Genomic DNA, 24,855 nt, shown 5'->3' with positions numbered 1-24,855 from the left:
ATGTTATATGTGCTCCATTATACCGTTTTATTTAGAAAAACGAAATATCTCCAACTCCCTCCTTACATGATTATTATTGCCAATTTTACAATAACTTCATAAACTGTAATACGTTTTACTACAGAATTTACGGTGTTTGAAAAAGGGGATTTAATATGGATATCAATAGAAAAGTGGAGTTGAAAATTAACCAGCTTATTCATATGTTTACAACAAAGCAAGAAGAGGATGGAGCATGGCGTTACTACTTAGAAGTGGGTCCTTCCATTGATTCCTATATGGTCATTTTCTTAAAATCGTTAGAAATAGATAAACCAAAGCTAATAGACCAGCTATGTAAAAGACTTTTAAGTATGCAAGCTTCTAATGGTTCTTGGAACGTTTATCCCGATGAAAAAGGCAATTTAGAAGCAACGATTGAGGCTTACTATGCTTTGCTCTACGCAGGCTATAGCCAAAAAGACGAACCCCATATGAAAAGGGCAAAGGAGTTTATTATATCTAGGGGCGGTATGGAAAATGTAACAATGCTCCTTACCCAAGTTTTCCTGGCGTTAACTGGACAACTGCCTTGGTCTAAAACCTTGATGATACCTCCTGAATTTATCCACCTCCCCCGTTGGTTTCCTATTCATTTATTTGACTTCTCGGGACATGCAAGAGTACATTTCGTACCAATAATGATTGCTTCAGATCGAAACTTCGTACTAGAAAATAAAAATACACCAGAGCTGAAGGAACTCTTTTCAGGAGCAAAAATAAGCCATGCTCACTCGTCCTTTCATTTTTTTTATAAATTATTAAAAAAGGGTTCATTTATCATTCCTTTCCTTCCGAAATACTTAAATGAGCAAGCAGTTAAGCGCGGGGAGAAATTTATGCTAGATAGAATAGAAAGTGATGGCACGATATATGGCTATGCAACCGCAACCATGTTAATGGTTTATGCACTTTTGTCTCTCGGCTACTCTAAACACTCTGCTACTATAGTAAATGCTTTGAACGGGTTAAAATCATTTATTGCCAATTTGGAGGTTGGACAGCATATACAATTAACCACTTCCACCGTTTGGGATACAGCATTGATTGGGCATGCATTGCAGGAAGCGGGAGTTCCCACTACTCATTCTATTATAAAAAAAACAAATGAATATTTGCTTTCCAAACAGCATTCCAAATTAGGGGATTGGGCTAAGAAAAGTCCAAGAACGTCTCCAGGTGGCTGGGGGTTTTCAGATATAAATACTAAATATCCTGATGTTGATTGTACGGTAGCTGCTTTACAATGCATCAAACAAAAGTCGTTACTAAGTCATTTATACCAACATTCATGGAAGCGTGGTGTCGATTGGGTCTTCGCATTACAAAATTCCGATGGAGGTTGGCCTGCCTTTGAAAGAAATACGGATAAAGAAATATTGAAGTATATCCCAGTCGAAGCAGCAGAAAGCATCATTCTGGATGCTTCCACTCCTGACATAACGGGGAGAGTTCTACAGTTTTTAGGAAAAGACCTGAATTTAAACCAAAACGACAAACGTGTGTATAAAGCTGTCCAATGGCTAAAGAAGAAGCAGCAAACGAATGGTTCCTGGTTTGGCCGCTGGGGGATTACCTACATCCACGGAACAAGTGCAGCCGTTATTGGATTACTTTCCGTCGGGGTAAAAAATAATAACCCGATGATCCATCGAGCTGTGAAATGGTTAGAAAGGAAGCAGAATAACGATGGGGGCTGGGGGGAGTCCTGCAGTTCAGATATTCATAAAAAGTTTATTCCCTTACCATACAGTACTCCCATTCAAACAGCTTGGGCGTTGGAAATGCTCGTTGAAGTACATGATAAACCAACTCCAGAAATAAAACGGGGCATGCGTTTTTTGTTACAATCATTTGAAGAAGACGATTCGCGATTACACTACCCCATGGGTGGCGGTCTCCCTAGGAGTATTTATTTCTATTATCATAGCTTCAATGACATGTGGACCCTTTTGACCCTTGCTAAATACAGAAAAAAATTTATGTCTTAAAAAAGAGAGAGGGTGAGTCAAAAGATTGTTTTTAAACCTTTTGACTCACCCTCGATTATGAAACTCCCTATTTCTCTAGTCCCTTTTTTACAGCGGGCCAAAAACTGTCGTTTTCTTGGCCCATGCGCCACATGGACACACCTGCAAGGTTGTAATCGTGTACTAAGCTTGTTTTCAAAGCAAGGCTATCTACATTTTCAAAGTAAACTGTACGATTATGCCCCGCTCCATCTACATAATGGAAATATGGAGTTTTTTCATGCTCATCCCATTTGATCTCAGGGTTGTGCGTTGCAATGATAGAATCAATTTGTTTTAACGTAAGTGCTTGATGACCGGAATTCGTTGATGTATTCCAGCTGTATCCGTATGCTGGTAGACCCATTAGGATTTTCTCTGCAGGAATGTGTGTCGTTGCATAATTAAATACAGTCTTCATCCAATCGTATCCAGCAATGGAACCAGGCTGGCTCCATGAACCATGTTGGTCATAGGACATGATTTGGATGTAATCCACTTTACTGTTACCTAAAAATGCAAAGTCAAACGTCCCACTCCATGCCCACGTTGGGCAGTCACACGTTTTGGCAGGAACAGAAACCATCACAGGAAACCCTTCTTTATGAAAGGCCTCTGTCATTTTTTCCACAAAAACATTAAATCGTTCACGGTCGGAAGCATACATATTCTCAAAGTTTAAGTTAGCTCCCTTGTACCCATGCTCTTTTACGAAAGTAATCATATTATTGATTACCGTTTCCTGTAGTGACGGATTTGTAAAAATCGCTCTTGTTAGATCTGGATTGAAATGATTTTGGAATGTTGCATAGATGAATACATCATTACGATTAGCAAAATCAATTCCTTCATGTGGAATAAATCCAGTAATACTTCCATCGAAATTAATATCAACACTTGCTGTTGCAATAGCATTTAGGTATTGATGATTAGCAGTTAGGGAATGATAAGAACCTAGATCATTATTCCAATACTTTGTATAATACCCCAACACTATTAATTCTTTTGATTCTTTGTCTTGATCAGACTCCTTATCCCCTTTTGAGATAAGTAATTTTTGGCCAACAAAAATCACGTCGGATTGTAAGTTATTTAATTCTTTAATTTCATTAACAGTTACTCCATATTGAATGGATATGAGCCATAGTGTATCCCCTGAAACAACGATATGGTATACATCTTCATTTGGATCCTTTATTACGGGGTCCTCTTCAATAGGATCTTCTTCAATTGGTTCTTTTTCCGACTCCCTTTGATTAAGCTCTATTTTTACAATTTCCAAACGGTCTTGCAACCTTTGTTTATCATCTCTTATCGGTCTTCCATTTCCAAGACTATCAATCTCATTTTGAGCTATATTAACAGTTTCCCAAGTTCGTTGCTGCTCTGCATTTTCAACTGCTTCAGTAGCCTGAGCAATAGCATTTCTTTGATTTGGATTATTTGCTTCTGCAACATTTTGTATAGGAAATAAAGAGAAAACCAAGATAATTGCAATAAATAGTGATAACGTCTTTCTCGTAAGTTTCATACTTTGGCATTCCCCTTTTTATTTATTTTTCGGTTGAACAAATCTAGTACTATATCATAATAGTATTTTTGTAATTAAATTGTAACAAGTAAATTTTGGTAGAATATCGGTTTGTGTTTGTTGCAATTCCTCCTTCAAAATAAGACCATGCCAAGGTTGCCCTTTTTAAATAAAAGAAGAAACTTTTTCTGGAAATCTGGTGTCTTATATGATGAAAGACATAGAGATAAGGGGAGGTTGTCAAGGTTATGATAAAAAGGATTTTACTTTTTTCATTGGTTGTTTGTTTCTTGTTCACATTTTTAGTTCCTCTTTCCACAATGGCTGCAGATGGACAATTCATCATCATAAACAAAACAACGAACGAACTAGCATTCTATGAAAATGAAAAGCTTTATCGGGTTTTTCCTGTAGCAACGGGTAAAAGTCCAGAATTAACACCAGAGGGTAATTTCATTATTGTTAATAAGATCGTTAATCGACCTTATTATAAGGAAAATATACCGGGTGGAGACCCTGCCAACCCATTAGGTAATCGCTGGCTCGGTCTTGACGCAAGGGGAACTTGGGGAACTACTTATGCTATCCATGGGAATAATAACCCTAGTTCCATTGGAACATATGCCAGTGCAGGCTGTATTCGCATGCATAACGACGATGTGAAATGGCTTTTTGATCAAGTAAAGGAAAATACACCTGTAATTATCGTTTCATCAACAAAATCCTTTGACAGTATTGCAAAGGCTAATGGTTATAATGTAGGGGAAGGAGAATCCGTAAAGGAATCGACACCAGTAATAAAGGATTCTGTTCTAAGATTAGGGAGTAACAGTGATAAAGTAAAAGAGCTAAAACAAGTACTGAAAGACTTAGGCTATCATATTGGAGAAATTACAAAGAAATTTGATAAAGAGACCGATAAAGCCGTCCGAGCATTCCAGAAAGATTATGGTCTTACCATCGACGGAATCGTTGGACCTAAAACAATAAACATCCTAAAAAATCCACCTAAAAAGCCTTCAACTCCTCCAGCAAAAGTAGACCAAGAAAATAAAGCATCTAAAGAAAAACAAACGACACTAACCACTTCACTTCCATCAGAAAGCAAAAACCAAATGTCACCGGAAAAAATAAAAGAGATTCATGACAATCTAAGAAGATTAGGCTTTTATAGGGGAGACTTTGATGCTTTTAACGGATTTTCTAGACCTGCGAAATGGTAGATTAAAAACGAGGCTGGAACAAAAGTATTTTTACTAATAAGAAATCCGAACAAACTAGATGTAGGTTCAATCTACCCGCTTCGGAAATATACTTCCCTAAGGTAGTGTATTGTTCGTATTTCCGATTAAACACTTTAGTTATGTCCCAGCCTCGCTTTACAGTTTGAAGCCCTATATTTAAAGAAGAAAAGCAATGAAAATAGTATTTATACCGGTCAATACCCTAATATATATTCGTCTAAGGTTATTCCTAATTCTTCAATTTCCATTGCAGCATCTATCCCAACATACCGAAGATGCCATGGTTCATAGTGGTATCCCGTAATTTCTTCTTTCCCTTCTGGATAACGAATGATAAAACCAAACTTTGCAGCATTTTCCTTGACCCATATTCCTTCTTCCGTCTCCCCAAATGATGTACTTATTTGAAAATTGACACTTTGACTTGTAATATCCATAGCTAGTCCCGTTTGATGCTCACTATGACCTGCTCGAGCACTATACTGATTAGCCCTTTCCTCTCCATGTGTTTCCCAATTGAAAGCAAAAATGGCTTGTTGGCGCTCAAAAGAACGAAAGCCAGACACAGCAAAGAGGTGAATGTTTTCCTTTGCAGCAGCCTCAAATAATTCTTCTAGTGCTTCTGCTGCTTCCTGACGCAGGAGTCGTTGTGGTAACGGTTCGTCAAATGAAAAGAGAACGTCCGGTTCTACTAAATCGGAAGGTACATAATCCTCTGGTAATGCCCTTTCTTTATTTACTAGTATTAAGATATCATCTAAATTTTCTACCATATAGACCTGAAACTCCCGGGCTATCTCACGGATGATTGGATTTTTTTCCTGTAAAGTACTAACCCTACCTATCAAATCACTATTTATTTTCTGTTCATTTACATTAGTCACTGATACTTCTTCTTCAAAAAAGTTTTTCATAATAGGTAACGAAGTAATTGCAGGTGAAAATAAAAATAATATAAGAATGAATAAGCCGATGGATAAATACAAGTATTTCATAGTTGTCCCTTACCTCACGTTATAGGTTTCAAATTTTTTATACTGCACTTTTGATTTTAACCTTAATTACTATGTCATTACCAATAAAAAGTTTGTCCATAAATTGAAAAAATAGGTACTACAATAGTAGCACCTAGTTCTCTATGTTGATTTCTCCTTTTGTTCCACGTTTTTAATTGTTTCACCGTCAGTGACATTAAATAAACGACTTTTTGGTGCATAGATTTTTTGGGAGGGCCATAACCCATCATGACCTGAAATAATATAGCTAGTAAAGCAGGCCACGAAAAAGTATTCTACCCCTTTCCCATCAAACATTTCCATCGCCAAAAGAAAGGCTGCAATAGGTGTATTGGCACCGCCGCAAAACGTTGCAATCATACCATAGGCAGCGAGAAATGACATGGGAAAATCAACAAATTGATATAGAGTATTCCCCAATGTTGCCCCTACAAAAAATAAAGGAATCGCCTCACCGCCAACAAAGCCCATTCCTAAGGTTACTGCCGTAAAAACCAGTTTAGCTAGAAATGCAAAAGGGGGTACTTCGTGTATGAATGACTCTTGAAGCATGTCTAACCCACGGCCATTATAATCATAAGTTCCCACTAGAAAAGTTAAAGCAACAATAATTATTCCCCCAAGAAAGGCTCTCATCATATGATTTTTCTTTGTATATTTCTCGGAAATTTTTTGGATTCCATGTCTTAATTGGCAATAGAAAACACTTATTAGACTAAAGATGCCTGCTAATAAAATCACTTTTACAAGGGAGAGAACAGAGAGCTCCGGCACTGTTTGGATAATCAGTTTTTCATGCTCCACCCCCCACGTTTTTTCAGCAATAAAGTGACCAACAAAGCTGGCCACTGTACAAGGAACAAGTGCTTCATATTTCAACTTTCCTAAAGAAATCATTTCCATCCCAAAAATAGCACCAGTAATGGGAGCTCCAAAGGCTGCCCCAAATCCGGCACTTATACCACTCATGAGTAATAGCTTCGTGTCAATCAACTTTACTTTAAAGAATTGATTGACAGCCTCAGCAACGCTTCCACCCATCTGAATAGCTGCCCCTTCTCTTCCTGTAGACCCACCAAATATGACTGTAATAAATGTACCTAAATAGACTAAAGGCCCCAATCTTTTCAGCATCTTATTATTGCCATGAACTCCCAATAACTAGGTTATTACCTTTGTATAATTCCGTACCAGCACGAATTCCTAAGTTCATATATAAATAACCTAGAACGATACCGCCCAAAGGAAGACATAGAATAAGCCATGAATTACGCTCACGGACCTCCCCCAGTAAATCGTTCGTGTTTAAGAGAAAAGCCGTAGTCGATCCAACGATAATACCAATCATCCCTCCAAAAACGATCCATTTGAAAAGGGTTATTATCAATGATTTATACATTTATCATACATCCTTGCTGCTCAATTTAAGTGTTCCGGAGGTTGCTTTTCATGTTTTTTATGTACAACTTCTGTAAATAAGTTTCGAGATTCACTTGAATTTATTAATGATTGATTTGTCCTACTTCCTTTTAAAATGGAAAGGAGCATTTGAATATCTTCTTTCGTAGCTGGTTGTTTTTCTGGTTTTAGGAGAAAACCTAATTGACCGTTTGGTTCAATAGTAGCCCATTGAACATCACTAATTTTTTGTATGCTTTGCTGCCTCATCCGCACCTCCAGCATATCCACTGTTAACCGCAGCCTTTTTAAGTTTTCTTCATGGATTTGTCCATTCTCTATTACAATAATTGGTTTACTATAAAAAAAACTTTCAAGAGCATCATTTTTAATGGCAATAAATTCAATAAGGAGAAGTGTCATAACAAGTATCAATGTAATGATCATCGTAATCCAAATGTTTCTGTCACCCACTGGCTGGATTATTAATGACCCGACAGCAATCATCATGACAGTCTGGGCAACTGTCATTTGAGAGATGGATTTCCTTCCGGCAAGCCGTAAAATAAGCACTCCACCAAAGACAATTACAATCCCTTTCCAAATAAAATGAAGATCCAAGTCTATCCCTCCTTACCTTTACCTCCATATCTTTTGCATTAATTATTTTAAATATGTGAGGGCTACATTCGTTGTTAACATCCTATATAAATGGTGCAATAGATAATCCGATAAAAAGTTTGAGGAAAAGGGTAAAACGCTGGAACAAGCCCATCAATGCAGCTTACTCATTAGCAGAAAATAATCCAGTTCCAGCTGAATGGATTTAAGAAATAGGGGGCAGTCCTAGAAGCCCCAATGCCCAAGAAAAACATAAAGCAAAGCATTTAATTGGGGCAAATACTCCAAAAAGATATAATGATAAAAATGCAGCAAGTAATACGGATATTTCTGTAGGTGCCGAAGGTCGAGACATCAATAATCGTAATCAATAATAAGAAAAACTGTGGGACACAGGCGTACTCCCACAGTTTTTACTATTTAGATCAACCTTTTATTTCCTTTTTTGGAGTCGATACGAACCCCCTCTTGTTCCTTACTACTCCCCAAAGATACATCCTCAGCCTTGATTTTTTGCAAGGCCTCTACAAAGACATTGGTTGGCTGCGCTCCAGTAATGGCATATTTACGATTAACTAGGAAGAAGGGTACGCTATTGACCCCTATTTTGGAAGCTGCCTCTTTGTCTTTTTGGACCTCTTCACTCATATTAGTACTTTTAAGCATTTCTGACACTTCTTCACGGTTCAAACCAACTTCAGCAGCTAAATTAACTAGAGTTGTATGATCACCAATATGCATGGATTCTGTAAAGTGTGCCTTCAAAATTCGCTCGGTCATTTCTTGCATAAGACCCTTTCTTTTAGCAAACATGGTCAATCGATGGGCATCAAAGGTATTCGTTAATACGAGCGTATCCATCTGAAAATCTAATCCCGCTTCTTTTGCCATTTTGACCATATTTTGTACGCTCCCTCTAGCTTGTTCCACGCTCATGCCGTACTTCGAAGCTAATTTTTCGTAAATATTATAATCAATATCACGCTCTGCCGTTGGATCTAATTCGAAACAGCGGTACACCACTTCTATTGGTCCTTCTATTTGTTTAAGAGCATCCTCCAGATGCCTCTTGCCAATATAGCAAAATGGTCAAGCAAAATCTGTCCACATTTCAATTATCATGATAAAACCCTCCAATTACTTTAACTATTATATCGATAGTATACCTATCAAGGATAAATACAGTCCAATTCTTTGCTTTTAAGTTATTTCCCATCTACTACTTGTTTTAATATTTCATAAGAACGCTTTTGTTTATCAGGATCAAAAATGTACGTTACGGCCATAATTTCATCCACATGATACTTTTCCTGAAAACTCTTTAACTGCTCTCGGATAGAATTCTTCGCACCTAATATAGTTACGCTGGACATGGATAAAGCCATTTCCTTCTCGTGTGGTTTCCAAATACCTTCCATACTCTTAACAGGTGGACTTAAAGGAATTTGAGAACCACGTACAACATTCAAGAAAAACTGATGCATCGTTGTCTGTTCGAAAGCTGCCTCTTCATCCGTTTCTGCAGCGATAACATTTAAACAAACTATCATGTATGGAGCATCTAAAAATTCTGAAGGTTGGAACTCCCTTCGATAAATAGAGATTGCCTCCTCCATATACCTAGGGGCAAAGTGGGATGCAAAGGCATACGGCAGCCCTAATTTCCCAGCTAAGTAAGCAGAATCTGTAGAAGATCCAAGGATGTAAATAGGAATATTTGTGCCTACGCCAGGGTAGGCTTTTACATTGCTTTGACGATCTTCAGGAGCAAAATAAGTAAGTAAAGATTCCACATCATCAGGGAAAGTGTAAACAGAAGAATCCGTTTGGGATCTTCTTAACGCCCTAGCAGTCAACATATCTGTTCCCGGCGCTCTTCCAAGCCCTAAATCCAATCGATCAGGATAGATCGTTGCCATCGTCCCAAACTGCTCTGCAACGACTAAGGGGGAATGGTTAGGGAGCATGACTCCCCCAGAGCCCACTCGAATGTGATCCGTATTTTCCAGTGTATGCTTTATTAATATTGGAGTAGCAGAGCTAACTAATGTTGGGGTATTGTGATGCTCCGCGATCCAATATCGAATGAAGCCCATTTTTTCTGTTGCCTGTGCCAATTCTACCATGGCATCAATGGCCTCCTTGGTTCCCTGCCCTTGACGAATGGGGACAAGGTTTAAAACAGAAACAGGTATTTGTATTGAAGACATCTTTCATTGTCCTTTCCTATAAAAAACTTTTACACGACTATGGTACCAATTATCATGTAAAATACAAAACATGATGTACTAAAGTGCTTTTTACTAACGAAGGAAATGGATGGAAACGCCTCATTAGACAAAAAAATGCCTGTTCCAGCATTAAGTTAGCACTGGAATACAAGCACTTTCGTATTTATTGAGTTAGGCACCTTTTCTTTCAGAAAATTGTTCAATAAAAGTGATGGCGTGGTAATTAAATTCATCACTTTTTTCTAAGTTACATACATGACCGCAATCGTTTAATTCTACTAACTGTCCATGTCTATCATTGGGTAAATACTTCTTAAGAACCTTGATAAAAAGGTGGTCTTCATTTCCAGAAATATATAGGCGGGGCACGTCATAGGCTTCGATATTTTTAGAAGTGGCTTGTACATCTCGAGTGAGCTTAAACCATTTTAAAAATTCATTACGGCACATCTTTTTTGCCTCATTAATAAACATTTCCCGAGCTTGCTTATGATTATTTTTTGGCATCATTATATGGGCAAACAATTTATAAAGCCACATATACGGTAGAAATTTCTTTAATCCATGACCTAGGAATAAAAGAACTTTTGACAATAAATTAAAGCGAAGGATCATACCGCCTAAGACCGCTGAGTATACCCTATCTTGATGACGCTTCACTAATTGGTGAATAAGCACGGATCCTAATGAAATACCTATGAAATGGGCTTTATGGATTCGGTACTCGTCCAATACTTGGACAATCATATCTGCACATTTTTCAAAGGAGTATTCCTCTTCCCATGCTTGCAATGTATCATTTGGATAATGACCAGGTAAATCTATTGCAAGGACGTTAAAGTGCCTTTTGAATTTCTTTAATTGCTTGTACCAAATATTCGAATTACCACCAATTCCATGTAATAATACAACCCAAGGGGCAGACTCCCCCAATTTTTTATTATGATAAATCTGATGGTGCAATAAGCTAGGCAAAGACATTTATTCCTTCCTTTCTAAAGCACTAAGTTTTTAACTAGTAACTAATTCTCTACGATTACGGAAGCCTTCCACAATGCGTAAAAGCATTTCCCTATCCATTTGGAGGGCAGATTCATTTGCGTAATTTAATAATTCCCTCGTATTCTCATCACGGAATATGATGGAACGATTCAAGTATTCTTTGAAAACAACTAATTGTTGGTTCACTTTTAATTCTAAATCAGATAATGGCTGTTCCTTCTCGCATGAGATCAAATCTATAGAACTAAATTCTAAACCTTCCTTGATTGTATCCATCACAAGCCCATTGGAAGGGGGGGTCGGATTTACTAAATTATAGATTTTATTCTTCTTACCATGAGTCATACCTAATATTAGCAGCTGTGTAATATAATCCACAGGTACAAGATGGGATACCTTTGTCTTATCAACCACTAATCGATAAGGATCTTTCGAGTTTAATCTAGCATTTATTTTCTTTAGGAGCTCAACAGCCCTTAAAACTCCGTACAATCCAAAGGTTGTATCCGCTTCACCCGTATTGGAATCACCGATAATAATACCTGGACGCATAATCATTACATCGAATGAATCTTTATATTTCATCACAAGATGTTCTGCATGACATTTACTTTCTTCGTATGCATTAACGAATTGTGTGCTATCCAAAGGATATAAATCTTCATATCCATCTGTTCTAGCCCCTAAAGTATAGGCAGTACTTACGTGAATAAATTTTTGTACTCCTAACGTTTCCGATAAATCTAGTAAATTTCTTGTACCATTGACATTTATATAAAAAAGTTTTTCTCTATCAGCTTCATCAAAGGATAAAAATGCTGCACTGTGATAGACTATATCAATTGTGCCAGCTAATTCTTTCACTTTGTTTTTCGTTAAACCTAAATTTTCTAATGAGAGATCGCCTTCTATTATATATACAAACTTCTTTAAGTCTGTTTCTAAACTTTGAAGTAATTTCTCTGCTTTTTTTTGGCTTCGTACTATGACATAAACGTGATGTCGATCTTCCACTAGTTTCTTTACTAGAGAAGTCCCTACAAAGCCAGTACCACCAGTAATCAGTACATTCACTAATAACAATCCCTTCATCTATTAATAATCAGAATTTTCCTTGTTTTCTCTAAGATAAATCCTATATCATTATAGCATGATGTTCCTATTTTATCTTACAATATATACTGAATAAATGGTACAGGTAAATAGTTACTCTATATAAAAAGGTATACCACTTATTGTGATATACCTTTGAGTTATCTATTATTTTGATTGATTATTACTTTTGCTAATGTTCGGGTCATTACTCCTGTTGGGCCTTTTGGTCCGAGATTATGTTCAGTATCTTTCATTGCTGTACCTGCAATATCTAAGTGTACCCATGGTGTTTTGTCGGCGAAATCTCCTACAAATGCACCAGCCATGATGGCATGTGCTGGGCGACCAGGGCTATTATTTAAATCCGCTATATCGCTTGATTGTACTTGTTTCTTATAATGATCGAAATAAGGAAGCTGCCAAATTAGTTCCCCTGTCTCATCGGCTGCTTTTTGTACAGTCTCATACCACTCTTGGTTATTCGTCATAGCACCTGTCACATCTTTCCCTAACGCAACAACAACACCACCTGTTAATGTGGCAACATCTATAATTTTCGATGCACCCTTTGTTTTTGCATAGGTGATGGCATCCGCTAATACGAGACGACCTTCCGCATCAGTATTGCGAATTTCAATTGTCTTCCCACTCATGGATACAATAACATCGTCTGGCTTAAATGCATTCCCACTAATCATGTTATCCGTTGCAGGGATAACGGCCATTACATTCACTTTAGGCTTTACCGTGCCGATTGTATCCATGGCACCAATAACAGCGGCAGCACCACCCATATCCATTTTCATACCGACGATGCCGTCTTTTGGTTTAAGAGAATAGCCACCCGTATCGAATGTAATACCTTTCCCAACAAGGGCAACTGGGTTATCCCAAGTATCCTTTCCTTGATAACGCATAACAATAAGCTTCGGTGGCTCGTCTGACCCTTGATTAACAGCAAGGAGTGCCCCCATTCCTAATGCAACCATTTCCTCTTTATCTAAAATATCGATTTCGAAGCCATGCTTATCCGCGATTCCTTGAGCAAACTCTGCTAGATCCGTTGCTGTTAATAAATTCCCTGGTGTATGAACAAGACGTCGTGCAATGTTTGCCCCTTCACCTAGGGCAAAACCAAGGCTGATACCTTTTAATATATTTGATTCACGGTCAGCAGCTTCTGATACAAGGGTTAATTCTGTAAGTTGGATGTCAGGCTTTGATTTTTTATTCGTATGATATGTTTTTAAGACAAAAGGTGCTAAAGCATGCGCTTCCCCGACAGCCTCAAATGCCACTGCATCATCAAGTGGTAGATTAATTAGACTGTCCACCGCTAATGAAGCTTCTTGAATATGGTCCTTTGCTAGCTGTTTAAAAGCTTTTCCGAATGCTTTTCGAAGAGAATCCTTTGTTACATCCTCCCGTTTACCTAATCCTACAAAGTAGATTCGTTTAGAGGCTATTTTTCCAAAAGTATGTAATTTTACAACGCTCCCCGCCTCATAGGTTAAATCTCTTGAATCATAAAGTTCTTGTAATTCGCCTGAAAAAGCCTCGTCTAACAATTGAAAGGCAGCTTCCTTTTCCATAAATACACCGAATAATAATGCTTCTGTTTCTGTTTTCATAAATGAATGTTGTTTGAATGAGTACATATATTTCGACCTCCTAATTTTTTAATACAAAATATTTGGATACACGGGGACCGTTCTAATCTATTTTTCCAATTTAGTATTAAAAAGTTATGATTTCCACGAAAAGAAAGAATGAAATATTTTATCATTCTTTCGTTAATTCTTCTTCAAAGAAGAAAGTATTCGGATGCTCGTTAACTGTATAGGCGTACCGTTTCATATTATCGATATACTGAGATTTCATTATGGTTACTAATTCTCCTGACACTTTGATTTTCACTTTATCACCGATTGTAAATAGACTCTTTTTCATTTCCTCACCCTTTCAATAGTTTTCGAGCAGAGGGCTCTTTTATAGGTTTTGCCTTTGTATCTATTTTAACTTGGACGTTTCCTGCTGTGATTATCCATTATTGAGATGATTTCCATTTTCCTTAAGAAAATTTACGTTCCTCAAGGATAACGTAATATCTCTTCATCTAATCTTTGTTCTTTTTTCATATAACTGGTCATTTCAATACGGTTCTTTTTTAATGCTTGGTCGTAATTATCGCTCTTTACTTTCTTCGCTTCTTCTTTCATTACTTCCTCATTTTGCATTAGTTGCGTGTAAAAAGCCTTCATATCACTCTTTAATTCCTTCCAAAGATCCGCCTCTTCCATCGTTTTTTTCCATTCGTTTAGCAAATCGGTATTTCTTGATAGTTCTTTTACTACATGATATTGGATTGTCGTTAATTTCGCTGCTGTATCAATGGCAAGGTCAAGCTCTGCCTCTGTTAAAGGAAGACCTTTTTCATTACGTTCCTTAATGTGATCCCAAAAATCAACGTATGCCTTCTTATATATCAATTGATAATTTAGCAGATCATTTATAAAAGCATATGCCTCGTTCCATTTAGGATTAGGGTTTTCGTCCATTTTCCCTAATGGTACCTTAAAGAAATCAAAATTTACATTTGCACGCATTTTCCCTTCATCCCGTATTTTCTCAGACAGGCGATAAAATTGGTATAGAAACCGATGAGCTTTCTGTGCATCTAGAGTTACTTCCTCTGTATCAGAGAATATCCCTGACCCTATAGGCTGATTTAACTTCACATAATCTACTAAGTAATAGTTGCGACCGGCTATTTCATATGGATATGGATAAACGTAAACCTTTTCTAACCACCGTTTATATCGTTTTGCCTTTCGCTTTACAGTGAATGACGGTCTATTAAACATTTTTAAACTAAGCCCTCCTACTAATGTTTCTATTTTTATTCTAACATAAGGTACGAAAGAAACAGTGAAAATGGTGAATAAGGTTTACTATTAACTTGTTAAATTTTCACTTCGTAACCACTTAATTGGTATTTACTCGCAGTACACCTACATAGTAAACTATATTTATAGCAACATATCGCAATAGACGGGGAGGTAGCGGTGCCTTGTAACTTGCAATCCGCTGTAGCAGGGTCGAATTCCTATGGAAGGTTTAGTTATGTGTAGTCCGTTCTTTTGAATTGATGCTGAGGAGAAAGTCTTTTGCAAAGAAATGCCTGTGAACGGGTCAGATCCGGAAGGAAGCAGCCATAAGGGGGTCACTTTTCTTGTGTAAGAGGTTACTTTTTCTGAGTCAAAGAAAAAGAAAACGTACGGATGACTCAATCGTAAATAGGTTTGCGATTTACATATATACTAACTCATGGTTTTAACTAATACCATTATTAGTTTCATTACTTCTGTGACAAATAAACAAAGAGTCTGGGACAAAAGTGTTTTTATAAATGACAAATCCGAACGAAATAGAGATTATAATTGGTGCATATTAAAATCGCTTCGGAAATATACTTCGCTATGGTAATGCATTGTTCGTATTTTCATTTAAACACTTTAGTTATGTCCCAACCTCCTTTTTTAGTTCACGTTTAACGTACCGCCAACAATAAATCTATTTTTGATTTTTTTCCCATGTTGAGACTTCTTCACGTACTCTTGGTGCAACCTCAGTTCCTAATAATTCAATAGCTCTCATTACGTCATCATGCGGCATTGTTCCTAAAGGAACATGCATCATAAAACGGGTAATACCAACATTTTTCCGGAGATAAATTATCTTTTCCGCTACCCTCTCTGGATCACCTACATACAAGGCCCCTTCAAAGCTTCTTGCAGCGTCGAAACTAGAACGATCATAATGTCCCCATCCACGCTCTCGCCCAATTACGTTCATCACCTGCTGAGTGGACGGGAAAAACTTGTCGGCAGCTTTCTCTGTACTGTCTGCAATAAATCCGTGGGAATGGGATGCCACGGGAAGTTTAGAGATATCGTGTCCTGCCTGTGCTGCAGCTTTCTTGTACAATTGAACAAGTGGAGCAAACTGTAACGGTCTACCTCCAATAATGGCCAGGACTAAAGGTAGCCCAAGCTGGCCAGCACGGATGACTGATTCAGGATTACCACCGCTTCCTACCCAAACTGGCAATGGATTTTGGACAGGTCGAGGATACACACCTCTATTTTTTATGGCCGGTCGATGGCCACCTCGCCAAGTGACTTTTTCTGATTCGCAGATTTTTAATAGCAACTCTAATTTTTCATCAAATAATTCATTGTAGTCCTGTAAGTCATATCCAAACAATGGAAAGGATTCTATAAAGGAACCACGCCCCGCCATTATTTCTGCTCGTCCATTAGACATACCATCAAGGGTAGCGAAGTCCTGGAATACTCGAACTGGATCGTCGGAAGATAGAACCGTTACTGCACTAGTTAACCTAATTCGTTTTGTCTGTGTTGCTGCACCAGCTAAAAGTACTGCAGGAGAAGATGCAGCAAAATCTTCCCGATGATGTTCCCCTACTCCGAACACATCCAAACCAACTTGATCTGCAAGAATGATTTCCTCTACCACTTCCCGCAATCGCTGAGCATGAGTAATAACCTCCCCTGTTTCCGGGTCTGGTGTTGTTTCTACAAAGGTACTGATACCGATTTCCATTGAGAATGCCTCCAATTCAAAATGTAAAATGTATGAAATTACGTTCTATCCTTATCTAAACATATAACTTATTACATCTTATTTTGAGGATTTTGGAATTTGATTTCAAGCTGAACGACTTTTGGAGAACTTCGTTTTAACCGATGTGTTTAATATAATACGAAATGGGGAACCTATTGGACATAATACAAACTTTAGGAGGGATTACTGTTGCATAGTAGGATGTTCACCTCAACATGGATAATAGCAGTATTAATTCTATTGCTAAGCGCCTGTAATGATGTTAATGAGGCGAACACGGACGATTTAATAGGGGCACTTCAAGCTGATATTGAACAGCTAAACGAACAAAATGAACAATTAAAGGATCAATTAGTGGAAAGGGATAATAGAATTGCCGAGCTTGAGTCTGAATTACAGGAAACTGAAAATAATTCAAATAGTTCTGATGAGACAGCTGCAGATGAAGATTACCTTAAGGATAGGGCTGACAATGTAGTAATTGCATTAGAAAATAAAAATTTCGAAAGCCTAGCTACCTACGTTCATCCTGATAAAGGAATTCGATTTTCCCCTTATGGACATGTAAATCCAGAAGAAGACCTACTATTCACCGCTGAAGAGGTTACGGCGTTTGCTCAAGATACGGAGGAGTATGAATGGGGTACGGAAGATGGTTCAGGACATCCCATTGTCATGACACCTTCCCAATACTATGAAGAGTACATCTATATTCGTGATTTCAGCCGAGAATCACAAGAGATTGCAGTTAATAAAATCGAATCTCATGGTAACATACCTGTTAATGTGGAAGAGGAGTACCCAGAAGCTGACTTCGTTAACTATTTGGTTGCAGCAAATGAAGATCAGTTGAACTGGGCAAATCTCATTCTTGCATTTGAGGAGTACGAAGGAGAATGGTATTTAGTAGGTTTAGCAGTAGATCGCTGGACCACATAATAATAAGGCCGGTTTCAAAGCGATTGAAACTGGCCATTAATTTCCCAATATGACTGACAAAAATTTTTAGGGTGACAACAAATAAAACATATTTGTGTCACCCTTGTACTATCTTCATTTAATCCCATGCTTTCTTAATAGCTTGGGAAGTGTACTTCGTGTATGTTGCCTGGCTCTTGACGCTCCATTAATTCTGCGAGCGCTGTTTCTAATACTTTCATTTGGGTCTTCACATCATTTGGCTTCCCTAATGAGTGACCAAATTGAAACCCTTTTGGATGAATGGCACGGGGTGGTCTCATTAAACTGGACTGCTCCACATCCAATGTAATCAAAGATGTTGGAATCCCCTGTGCTTCAATCCCACGTTGCACTGTAACTACAGTGCGGTGACAAAGAGGTCAGCCAGCAGTAAGGAGAACAGCATCCGCTTTAGATCGAACCACTTCTTTCACCAACGCTGGAATTGTCTCCTTATTAATTTTATTTAACCGCATGGAGTACCCCATCATGGTTAAATGCTTTTCCGCTACTCCCCCAAGGTCTCCATCATCAACCATCTCCCTTAACCTATCAATGGGAAAAACACAGTTAATATCCTCTTTTGGATAATCTGTATTATAATGGTCCTTAGGGGCTGCATGAGTTACTGTCAAGTCCTCTGCCGCCACATCCCCAGGAATAATTCGAAAGGTTGCATCCCCTTCTGCTGGATCTGTATTATACGGCTCCTGATCCTTAAGGTGTACTCCGGATGTGGACACAATCATAATTGTAGTTTCATGCAAAGGTTTATCAACGGGGGTATATGGAATAGCTTTTCTAGATAATTCCATCCATACACAACCTCCCTTTTCCTTCAGGTTTTTAACGGATTACCTAGAGTTTCCGTAACACATCGAATAATTCTTCATTATCTGGCTGCCTATCTATTGGATGAACGTCAATCCACTGAACTATACCGTCTTTATCAATAATAAATAGGGCACGTTCAGAGGCACCATATGCAGGTTCATTCTCATTTTTACGGAGAACACCGTATTTTTCAGCAACCTCTCCGTGCGGGTAAAAATCTGCACATAGTGGATAAGAAATTCCACCGATTGATTTTTGCCATGCTTCATGACTATGAACACTGTCTACACTTATACCCAGGACCTGGGTATCAAAATCTTCAAAACGAGGTAAATCATCCTCGTAAGAAGGCATTTGAGCACCTCAGACAGGTGTCCAATCTAGAGGATAAAAACATAAAAATACATTCTTGGAACCTTGGTATTCGCTTAATGTGACCATACGATCACCGTGGGCTTTCAGCTTAAAATCAGGTGCTTTATCACCCACTTTAAGAGTACTTGTTTCCGTAGCTCCTTGAGGCATATAATATCTCCCCTTTCCTTTTCCAACTAATTATTTTAAACAATAACAGTATCGACAAAATCGACAAACTTTACCCACAAATTTTATGAAAATTCTTTTACTCGTTCCTAATCTAGGTAAAATAATAAACAGCCACTCCTTTAGGAGGGCTGTTTTAACAGTGATTTACATACGATAAAATTCGTCCGGGTTAGCACCTATTCGTTTATTTTGGTTTAAACCGTTAATTTTCATCATATCTTCAGATGATAATTCAAAATCGAAAACATCGAAATTTTCTTCAATACGGGATGGAGTAACCGATTTTGGGATAACGATAAGATTATTTTGTAAATGCCAGCGAATAATAACCTGTGCCGGAGTTTTACCATAGCTTGCTGCTAGGTCTTTAATCAATTTATGATTAAGAACTTCCCCACCTTGCATTAATGGTCCCCACGATTCCACGAAAATTTCATGTTTTTCACAGAAATCACGAAGCTCTTTTTGTGAGAAATAAGGATGTAATTCCACTTGATTTAAGACGGGTTTAACTTTGCATTCGTTCAGAAGTCGTTCTAAATGGGGAATTTGGAAGTTACAAACACCTATAGCTCTAACACGACCATCTTCGTATAGCTTTTCTAATGCTTTGTATGTATCTACGTATTTATCAACATTCGGCATTGGCCAATGTATTAAGTACAAGTCTACATAATCTAAGCCTAGTTTTTCAAGACTTTCCTCAAAGGCTTTCAATGTTTTCTCATAGCCTTGATCTCCATTCCACACCTTTGTGGTTATAAATAATTCTTCACGATTTATTCCCGAATCTTTAATTCCTTGCCCTACACCATTTTCATTTTTGTAAATTGCAGCCGTATCGATAGATCGATACCCCACTTCAATTGCCTTTTTCACTGCCTCCGTGGCAATACTTCCGTCCTTTACTTTAAATACTCCAAAACCAAGCTGCGGCATCTTTACACCATTGTTTAAAGTCACATACATAGGGAATCCTCCTTTAAAATATAGCTATCAAAATTATAAGGAATACCTTGGCATTTTATCAAAGGATTTCACTTCAAAAACGGTATTTCATTTTTTAGTCAGTTGTAAAAATGATGGAAAAGTGTTTCTTGTGAACAGGCTTAGTCAATGATATATTTATAGAAAAACTAGGGGGGACAGTTATGTCCATTATTGATAAATTAAAGCTTACAAAATATAAAAATATGGCCGTTATTAATGAGCCTGAAGATTACAACTCTTTTCCGAATAAAGCTACTACACTCTCGAAAGACCATGATGCCATTTTTATTTTTGTGGAAAACATTGATGAAATGGTAGCATATACACAAAAGGTTATTCAAGATAACTTATTAGTGGAAAAAGGTTACCTATTTTTTGCTTATCCGAAAAAGGGAAACAAGCGTTATGAAACATTCGTCCATAGAGATGAAATTTTTCCTGCACTCAAAGTTGGAGAAGATGGTTATGTTGGAGATAGTGATGTTAAATTTTCTCGAATGGTGAGCATGGATGACATCTTCACAGTAGTTGGTTTAAAGCGGGAGAAAAAGAAGACAGCAAAATCACCTGTCACTAGTCAATGTGTGGCAGATTATGAAGACAATGTGAAGGATATAGAAAAACTATTAGCTGACCACGGTGCAGAACTTGAGTTTTACCAAAGTTTAACGCCAGGTTATCAGAGGGATTGGGCACGTTATATCTTTTCAGCGAAGCAGCAAAAAACAAGAGACAAGCGTTTCAACGAAATGACTGATATTCTCTCCCAGGGCTATAAATCCATTGATTTATATAGACAAAAGAAAAAATAACCTTTACAAAGATAACTCCTCTGCGTTCAAATTTACATTCAATACATAAACGCAGCGGCCAGCCTTTAACCTAGGAAAATTGTTGGGCAGCAAACTCACGATACAGGTGATGGGTTTCAACTAATTCTTTATGAGTTCCTATACCAGTGATCTCCCCCTTTTCAATAAAAATAATTTTATCCGCATTGACTATGGTAGATAGGCGGTGGGCAATTATAAAGGTTGTCCTACCTTCCATAAGTCTCGACAATGCCTGTTGAACAATTTTCTCTGATTGACTATCTAAGCTTGCTGTCGCCTCATCCATCATGAGGATCTTTGGATCCCTTAAAAAGGCCCTTGCAATGGCAATACGTTGCCGTTGTCCTCCAGAAAGCTTTATCCCCCTCTCTCCCACTTCTGTATCTAGCTTATTAGGAAACTCTTCAATAAACTGATCAGCATAGGCCATTTTTGCCATATCCCATAAACGGTCATCACTTACTGGAGTCTCTATGCCGTAAGATAGGTTTTCACGGATTGTACCTGCAATCATTGGGCTATCTTGAGAAACATAGCCAATTTGACTACGCAATGAAGCAATACTAAGCTCCTTTATTGGCATTGTTCCTATGAGTATACGTCCCTCTGTTGGCTCGTAAAATCTCTCTAATAAACCAAAGACCGTTGTTTTTCCGCCGCCACTAGGTCCAGCAAAGGCCACCGTATTCCCGGGTTCAACATGAAAGGAAATATGTTTGAGGACAGGTTCTTCCTCATTATAGTGAAAGGATACGTTCTCAAAATAGACAGGCTGGTTGCTAATATTCATTTCAATATTTCCTTGACCCTGTTCTTCTTTCAAATCTAAGGTTTCAATCATTCGATCTGTAGCTCCCTTTGCCTTCTGCAACTGAGTAAAAAACATGGTAAAGGCAGTAAGGGGCATAATAATTTGAAACAAATACAGGATAAAGGCAACTAGGGAGCCTGTGGTCATAGTACCTTCCGCAACACGAATACCTCCATAACCGATGATCATGACAACAACTGTCATCATTACTAGTTGCATTAGTGGTCCTATTACTGCCAGTATCTTAGACTCCCTTAAGCCGTAGGACAATAAATTATTTATCCCTGATTTACCCTTCCTTTCCTCTATACCCTCCGCATTAGAAGCCTTCATTAATCTAATTTCACCGATAGTTTGCTGTATTTTTCCAGAAAACTTTGCCGTCTCGTCTTGTAATCCCGTAGCGATTTTTCTCATCTTTTTTCCCAGTGGACGCATGATGAGGATTGTTACGGGAACCACGGTTATCATCAATACAGTCATTCTCCAATCCAAAATTACAAGTATAATAACAGATCCAATGATAGAAACAATCCCTGTAATAAACTGGGGAAAATGATGGGAGATTAAATCTCTGACAATTCCAGTATCATTGACTACGCGACTGACCGATTCTCCACTTGTTTTACGATCAAAATAGTTAACCGGCAGTCGAATTAATTTTGACAACATCTTTTCCCGGAGTGCAGCAACTATTTTTTGTCCAACGAAAGCAAGAAAATATCTTGAGAATGCGTCAATTGCTGCCCGTACAATGAATGCTGTTCCAAGTATTATGATTAGGAATACACTAATGGATTCAACAGAAAAACCATCCACCATTTCCCTTGTTAATAAAGGTATGGAAAGACCAACCACTGTTGTAATTAAGCTACCTAATATTCCAAAAACAAAAGGCCATTTCGGAAAGTTTGTTGATAAAATCAGTGATATAAATGGATTAGATGAGTTTATTTCCCTACGCTTATCTTTCATAACTACTCCTTATTACAAACACGATGTATATTCTTGTTTTAAATTAGATTTTATAATCAATAACAGTTACCAAAAAATTCTCTTATATATTCGTATTGTCAATAGATAATTGTTACATAATTATGAATTTTTGTTGAATTTGATTAATTTAAATGATAAAGTATAAAAAAGGTGGTGATGAAATGGAAGTAATAGAAATATTCTCTGCAAATTCTGTATCAGGGGCTACCTTCTATGTAATCACATTAATTTTGGCAATCTACTTAAATATAAAGGTATATAATAAAAATAACGAACTTTGGTGATGAAGTCTATACTAGTATTTATAAAAAGTATTTATTAATTTATAATCAGCGACTATACGCTGATTTTTTATTTATAAACTAAAAAAGAGAGGCTGTTTAAGCCCCCCTATTTAACCATTTATTTTCAATTAGAGACGATCCTGCTCCCATAAAATATAAAAGTCATCTTCTTCCTCAAAAATTGGTTGCTCATTATTTTCTTCCACTGGTGGATTAATCATCTAATTGCCTCCCTTTTTAAAAGTTAATATTAAAATCAATGGTAACATAGTCAACCTATTATTTAAATCAGAATTTTTAGACTAATTTCGACCTGAAACCGTACCTCTAATTTAAATTTAATTCGATTATTATGAATCCAATTAGTGTAACATAGTGTACAGTAAAGTAATTTGTCGATTTTTCAACAAAATTATATAAAACGTCACCCATCCTCCCCCACATTTATTCGGTTAATTTAAATTATTTTGCGAAATAATAATAAAACAAAAACGCAGCCCTTCTTAATATATTTGAAAGGAGGCTTACCATGACAGAAACATTGCTTGTAAATTTCCTATTTTTACTTTTCCCGGTTTTGATGTATTTAATATTTTTCGAAAATAGAATTAACATCTATCGAAATAAACTGATTGTATTCATACTTGCTTCATTATCAATGATCCTTTGTATGACTTACCCCATTAATTTGGTCCCTGGATTTATTTTTGATTTGAGGTATATACCATTTATTATTGCTTCTCTTTTCGGTGGATACTCCATTGCTTTTCCACTCATTGTTGTTTTAAACATCTATCGTTTTTTCATTGGTGGAAGTGGAGTTTTTTTATCTTTAATTTTTTCTATTATCTATTTCCTACTCATCCCCCTATGGAGTAAAAAGTTTATTGCAGCAGACTCTGCAAAACGTGTTTTGATAGCGGGGATAATCTCTTTATGTGCAATGATATTATACCTTTCCACTTATAGCTTATTTTACGAAACTTTAAATCGGGACTACTGGATTATCGTAATCAACGTTCTATCTATTCATGTTACTGGTACCGTGGTGATTATAATGCTAATAGAAAAGATTATCTATAATGAGAAGGTTCGTGAAATGTATTTAGACTCTGAAAGACTGAATATTAGCAGTGAATTATCTGCCAGTATCTCACATGAATTAAGAAATCCACTTACGGTTACTAGTGGTTTCCTTCAATTACTTAGCAAATCCCCGAGCATTAACGAAGAGGAAAAGGAATATATTGATTATTCATTACAAGAATTGAACCGTGCTGAAAAAATTATTAGTGACTTTCTTTCATTGGCTAAGCCCCAAGCAGAAAATATGGTTTACTCAAACTTAAAAGAGGAAGTTGAGTATGTGAATAACATCATGGGTCCATATGCCAATTTTCATAAAGTAAAGTTGAAATATCATTTTAATAATAGTTTATTCCTTAAATATGATAAAAATCAAATTCAACAATCATTAGTTAATTTATATAAAAACGGCATAGAATCAATGAAGGAGAATGGTGGGACATTAACTGTAATTGTAAAGGAGCAAAAAAAGAAAATTGTTATTCAAATTAAGGATACTGGCGTCGGTATGACAAAAGAAGAAATAACACAAGTGGGAAAACCATATTACTCAACAAAAACCGAAGGTACAGGCCTAGGAATGATGGTTGTATACAATACGATAAATAAACTTGGGGGAAAAATAAAAGTTGAAAGTGAAAAAGAGAAGGGAACAACATTTACTATTACAATCCCGGTGTAA

General features: G+C 37.2%; 24 protein-coding genes and 1 other RNA gene. 7 read left to right on the top strand and 18 right to left on the bottom strand.

Annotated features, from left to right (window positions below; genetic code table 11):
* Window positions 1–155: 155 nt before the first annotated feature.
* A complete protein-coding gene (gene shc / locus J2S74_RS10345) occupies window positions 156–2,030 on the top strand; it encodes a squalene--hopene cyclase (RefSeq protein WP_307325110.1) in 1,875 nt (624 codons plus the stop codon).
* Between the two features lie 67 nt (window positions 2,031–2,097).
* Here the strand turns inward: shc and J2S74_RS10340 are convergent, their stop codons facing one another.
* Entirely contained in the window at window positions 2,098–3,579 is a 1,482-nt protein-coding gene (locus J2S74_RS10340) for a glycosyl hydrolase family 18 protein (protein WP_307325109.1), read from the bottom strand.
* A gap of 248 nt (window positions 3,580–3,827) precedes the next feature.
* On the opposite strand from J2S74_RS10340, the gene J2S74_RS10335 reads away from it, so the two are divergent.
* Window positions 3,828–4,802, top strand: a complete 975-nt coding sequence (locus J2S74_RS10335; RefSeq protein WP_307325107.1) for a L,D-transpeptidase family protein — start codon at window positions 3,828–3,830, stop codon at window positions 4,800–4,802.
* A gap of 215 nt (window positions 4,803–5,017) precedes the next feature.
* Here J2S74_RS10335 and J2S74_RS10330 read toward each other — a convergent pair whose 3' ends face one another.
* The 4 genes from J2S74_RS10330 to J2S74_RS10315 form a co-directional block, all read right to left on the bottom strand.
* Window positions 5,018–5,818 carry a M15 family metallopeptidase gene (locus J2S74_RS10330; RefSeq protein ID WP_307325105.1) on the bottom strand — a complete coding sequence of 267 codons (801 nt, stop codon included), beginning with the start codon at window positions 5,816–5,818 and terminating at the stop codon, window positions 5,018–5,020.
* A gap of 141 nt (window positions 5,819–5,959) precedes the next feature.
* Window positions 5,960–6,973, bottom strand: a complete 1,014-nt coding sequence (locus tag J2S74_RS10325; RefSeq protein ID WP_307325103.1) for a chloride channel protein — start codon at window positions 6,971–6,973, stop codon at window positions 5,960–5,962.
* Window positions 6,974–6,977: 4 nt separating this feature from the next.
* Window positions 6,978–7,238 (bottom strand): hypothetical protein, encoded by a 261-nt coding sequence (locus tag J2S74_RS10320; RefSeq protein ID WP_307325100.1) that lies wholly within the window; start codon window positions 7,236–7,238, stop codon window positions 6,978–6,980.
* A 20-nt stretch (window positions 7,239–7,258) separates the two neighbouring features.
* Window positions 7,259–7,858, bottom strand: coding sequence for a DUF421 domain-containing protein (locus J2S74_RS10315; protein WP_307325098.1), 600 nt, complete (start codon window positions 7,856–7,858; stop codon window positions 7,259–7,261).
* Window positions 7,859–7,929: 71 nt separating this feature from the next.
* Between J2S74_RS10315 and J2S74_RS10310 the strand changes: the two genes are divergently transcribed.
* Window positions 7,930–8,067 (top strand): hypothetical protein, encoded by a 138-nt coding sequence (locus tag J2S74_RS10310; protein WP_307325096.1) that lies wholly within the window; start codon window positions 7,930–7,932, stop codon window positions 8,065–8,067.
* Between the two features lie 211 nt (window positions 8,068–8,278).
* Here the strand turns inward: J2S74_RS10310 and J2S74_RS10305 are convergent, their stop codons facing one another.
* The 7 genes from J2S74_RS10305 to J2S74_RS10275 all read right to left on the bottom strand — a co-directional run bounded on the left by J2S74_RS10305 (window position 8,279) and on the right by J2S74_RS10275 (window position 15,050).
* The gene (locus J2S74_RS10305; protein ID WP_307325400.1) at window positions 8,279–8,935 is read right to left on the bottom strand and encodes a DsbA family oxidoreductase; all 657 of its coding nucleotides are present in this window, start codon (window positions 8,933–8,935) and stop codon (window positions 8,279–8,281) included.
* Between the two features lie 128 nt (window positions 8,936–9,063).
* A complete protein-coding gene (locus J2S74_RS10300) occupies window positions 9,064–10,068 on the bottom strand; it encodes an LLM class flavin-dependent oxidoreductase (protein ID WP_307325094.1) in 1,005 nt (334 codons plus the stop codon).
* Window positions 10,069–10,260: 192 nt separating this feature from the next.
* Window positions 10,261–11,070, bottom strand: a complete 810-nt coding sequence (locus J2S74_RS10295; protein ID WP_307325092.1) for an alpha/beta fold hydrolase — start codon at window positions 11,068–11,070, stop codon at window positions 10,261–10,263.
* Between the two features lie 30 nt (window positions 11,071–11,100).
* A complete protein-coding gene (locus J2S74_RS10290; protein WP_307325089.1) occupies window positions 11,101–12,183 on the bottom strand; it encodes an SDR family oxidoreductase in 1,083 nt (360 codons plus the stop codon).
* Window positions 12,184–12,344: 161 nt separating this feature from the next.
* A complete protein-coding gene (locus tag J2S74_RS10285; protein ID WP_307325086.1) occupies window positions 12,345–13,844 on the bottom strand; it encodes a leucyl aminopeptidase in 1,500 nt (499 codons plus the stop codon).
* 124 nt (window positions 13,845–13,968) lie between these two features.
* A complete protein-coding gene (locus tag J2S74_RS10280; RefSeq protein WP_307325084.1) occupies window positions 13,969–14,136 on the bottom strand; it encodes a hypothetical protein in 168 nt (55 codons plus the stop codon).
* 140 nt (window positions 14,137–14,276) lie between these two features.
* Window positions 14,277–15,050 (bottom strand): hypothetical protein, encoded by a 774-nt coding sequence (locus J2S74_RS10275; protein WP_307325082.1) that lies wholly within the window; start codon window positions 15,048–15,050, stop codon window positions 14,277–14,279.
* Window positions 15,051–15,228: 178 nt separating this feature from the next.
* On the opposite strand from J2S74_RS10275, the gene ffs reads away from it, so the two are divergent.
* An RNA gene (ffs, locus tag J2S74_RS10270) (signal recognition particle sRNA large type) lies at window positions 15,229–15,494 on the top strand.
* A gap of 265 nt (window positions 15,495–15,759) precedes the next feature.
* Here ffs and J2S74_RS10265 read toward each other — a convergent pair.
* A complete protein-coding gene (locus J2S74_RS10265) occupies window positions 15,760–16,812 on the bottom strand; it encodes an LLM class flavin-dependent oxidoreductase (protein ID WP_307325078.1) in 1,053 nt (350 codons plus the stop codon).
* A 210-nt stretch (window positions 16,813–17,022) separates the two neighbouring features.
* On the opposite strand from J2S74_RS10265, the gene J2S74_RS10260 reads away from it, so the two are divergent.
* Window positions 17,023–17,772 carry a hypothetical protein gene (locus tag J2S74_RS10260; protein WP_307325075.1) on the top strand — a complete coding sequence of 250 codons (750 nt, stop codon included), beginning with the start codon at window positions 17,023–17,025 and terminating at the stop codon, window positions 17,770–17,772.
* A gap of 134 nt (window positions 17,773–17,906) precedes the next feature.
* On the opposite strand, the gene J2S74_RS10255 is transcribed toward J2S74_RS10260, so the two are convergent.
* The 4 genes from J2S74_RS10255 to J2S74_RS10240 all read right to left on the bottom strand — a co-directional run bounded on the left by J2S74_RS10255 (window position 17,907) and on the right by J2S74_RS10240 (window position 20,142).
* Complete coding sequence (locus tag J2S74_RS10255) at window positions 17,907–18,146, bottom strand: hypothetical protein (protein ID WP_307325073.1); 240 nt, start codon at window positions 18,144–18,146, stop codon at window positions 17,907–17,909.
* Window positions 18,147–18,173: 27 nt separating this feature from the next.
* Window positions 18,174–18,608 carry a glycine/sarcosine/betaine reductase selenoprotein B family protein gene (locus tag J2S74_RS10250; protein WP_307325072.1) on the bottom strand — a complete coding sequence of 145 codons (435 nt, stop codon included), beginning with the start codon at window positions 18,606–18,608 and terminating at the stop codon, window positions 18,174–18,176.
* A gap of 43 nt (window positions 18,609–18,651) precedes the next feature.
* A complete protein-coding gene (locus J2S74_RS10245) occupies window positions 18,652–19,152 on the bottom strand; it encodes a redoxin domain-containing protein (protein WP_307325069.1) in 501 nt (166 codons plus the stop codon).
* Between the two features lie 165 nt (window positions 19,153–19,317).
* The gene (locus J2S74_RS10240) at window positions 19,318–20,142 is read right to left on the bottom strand and encodes an aldo/keto reductase (RefSeq protein ID WP_307325067.1); all 825 of its coding nucleotides are present in this window, start codon (window positions 20,140–20,142) and stop codon (window positions 19,318–19,320) included.
* A 182-nt stretch (window positions 20,143–20,324) separates the two neighbouring features.
* Here J2S74_RS10240 and J2S74_RS10235 point away from each other — a divergent pair, with 182 nt between their 5' ends.
* The gene (locus J2S74_RS10235) at window positions 20,325–20,975 is read left to right on the top strand and encodes a YdeI/OmpD-associated family protein (protein WP_307325065.1); all 651 of its coding nucleotides are present in this window, start codon (window positions 20,325–20,327) and stop codon (window positions 20,973–20,975) included.
* Window positions 20,976–21,045: 70 nt separating this feature from the next.
* Here J2S74_RS10235 and J2S74_RS10230 read toward each other — a convergent pair whose 3' ends face one another.
* Entirely contained in the window at window positions 21,046–22,782 is a 1,737-nt protein-coding gene (locus J2S74_RS10230) for an ABC transporter ATP-binding protein (RefSeq protein ID WP_307325062.1), read from the bottom strand.
* Between the two features lie 834 nt (window positions 22,783–23,616).
* Here J2S74_RS10230 and J2S74_RS10225 point away from each other — a divergent pair.
* Entirely contained in the window at window positions 23,617–24,855 is a 1,239-nt protein-coding gene (locus J2S74_RS10225) for an ATP-binding protein (protein WP_307325059.1), read from the top strand.

This window comes from Evansella vedderi, from assembly GCF_030813435.1.
GTDB classification, from domain to species: Bacteria; Bacillota; Bacilli; order Bacillales; family Salisediminibacteriaceae; genus Evansella; species Evansella vedderi.
Note: the sequence above shows the minus strand (reverse complement) of the source record. Positions and strands in the feature narration are given on the sequence as shown.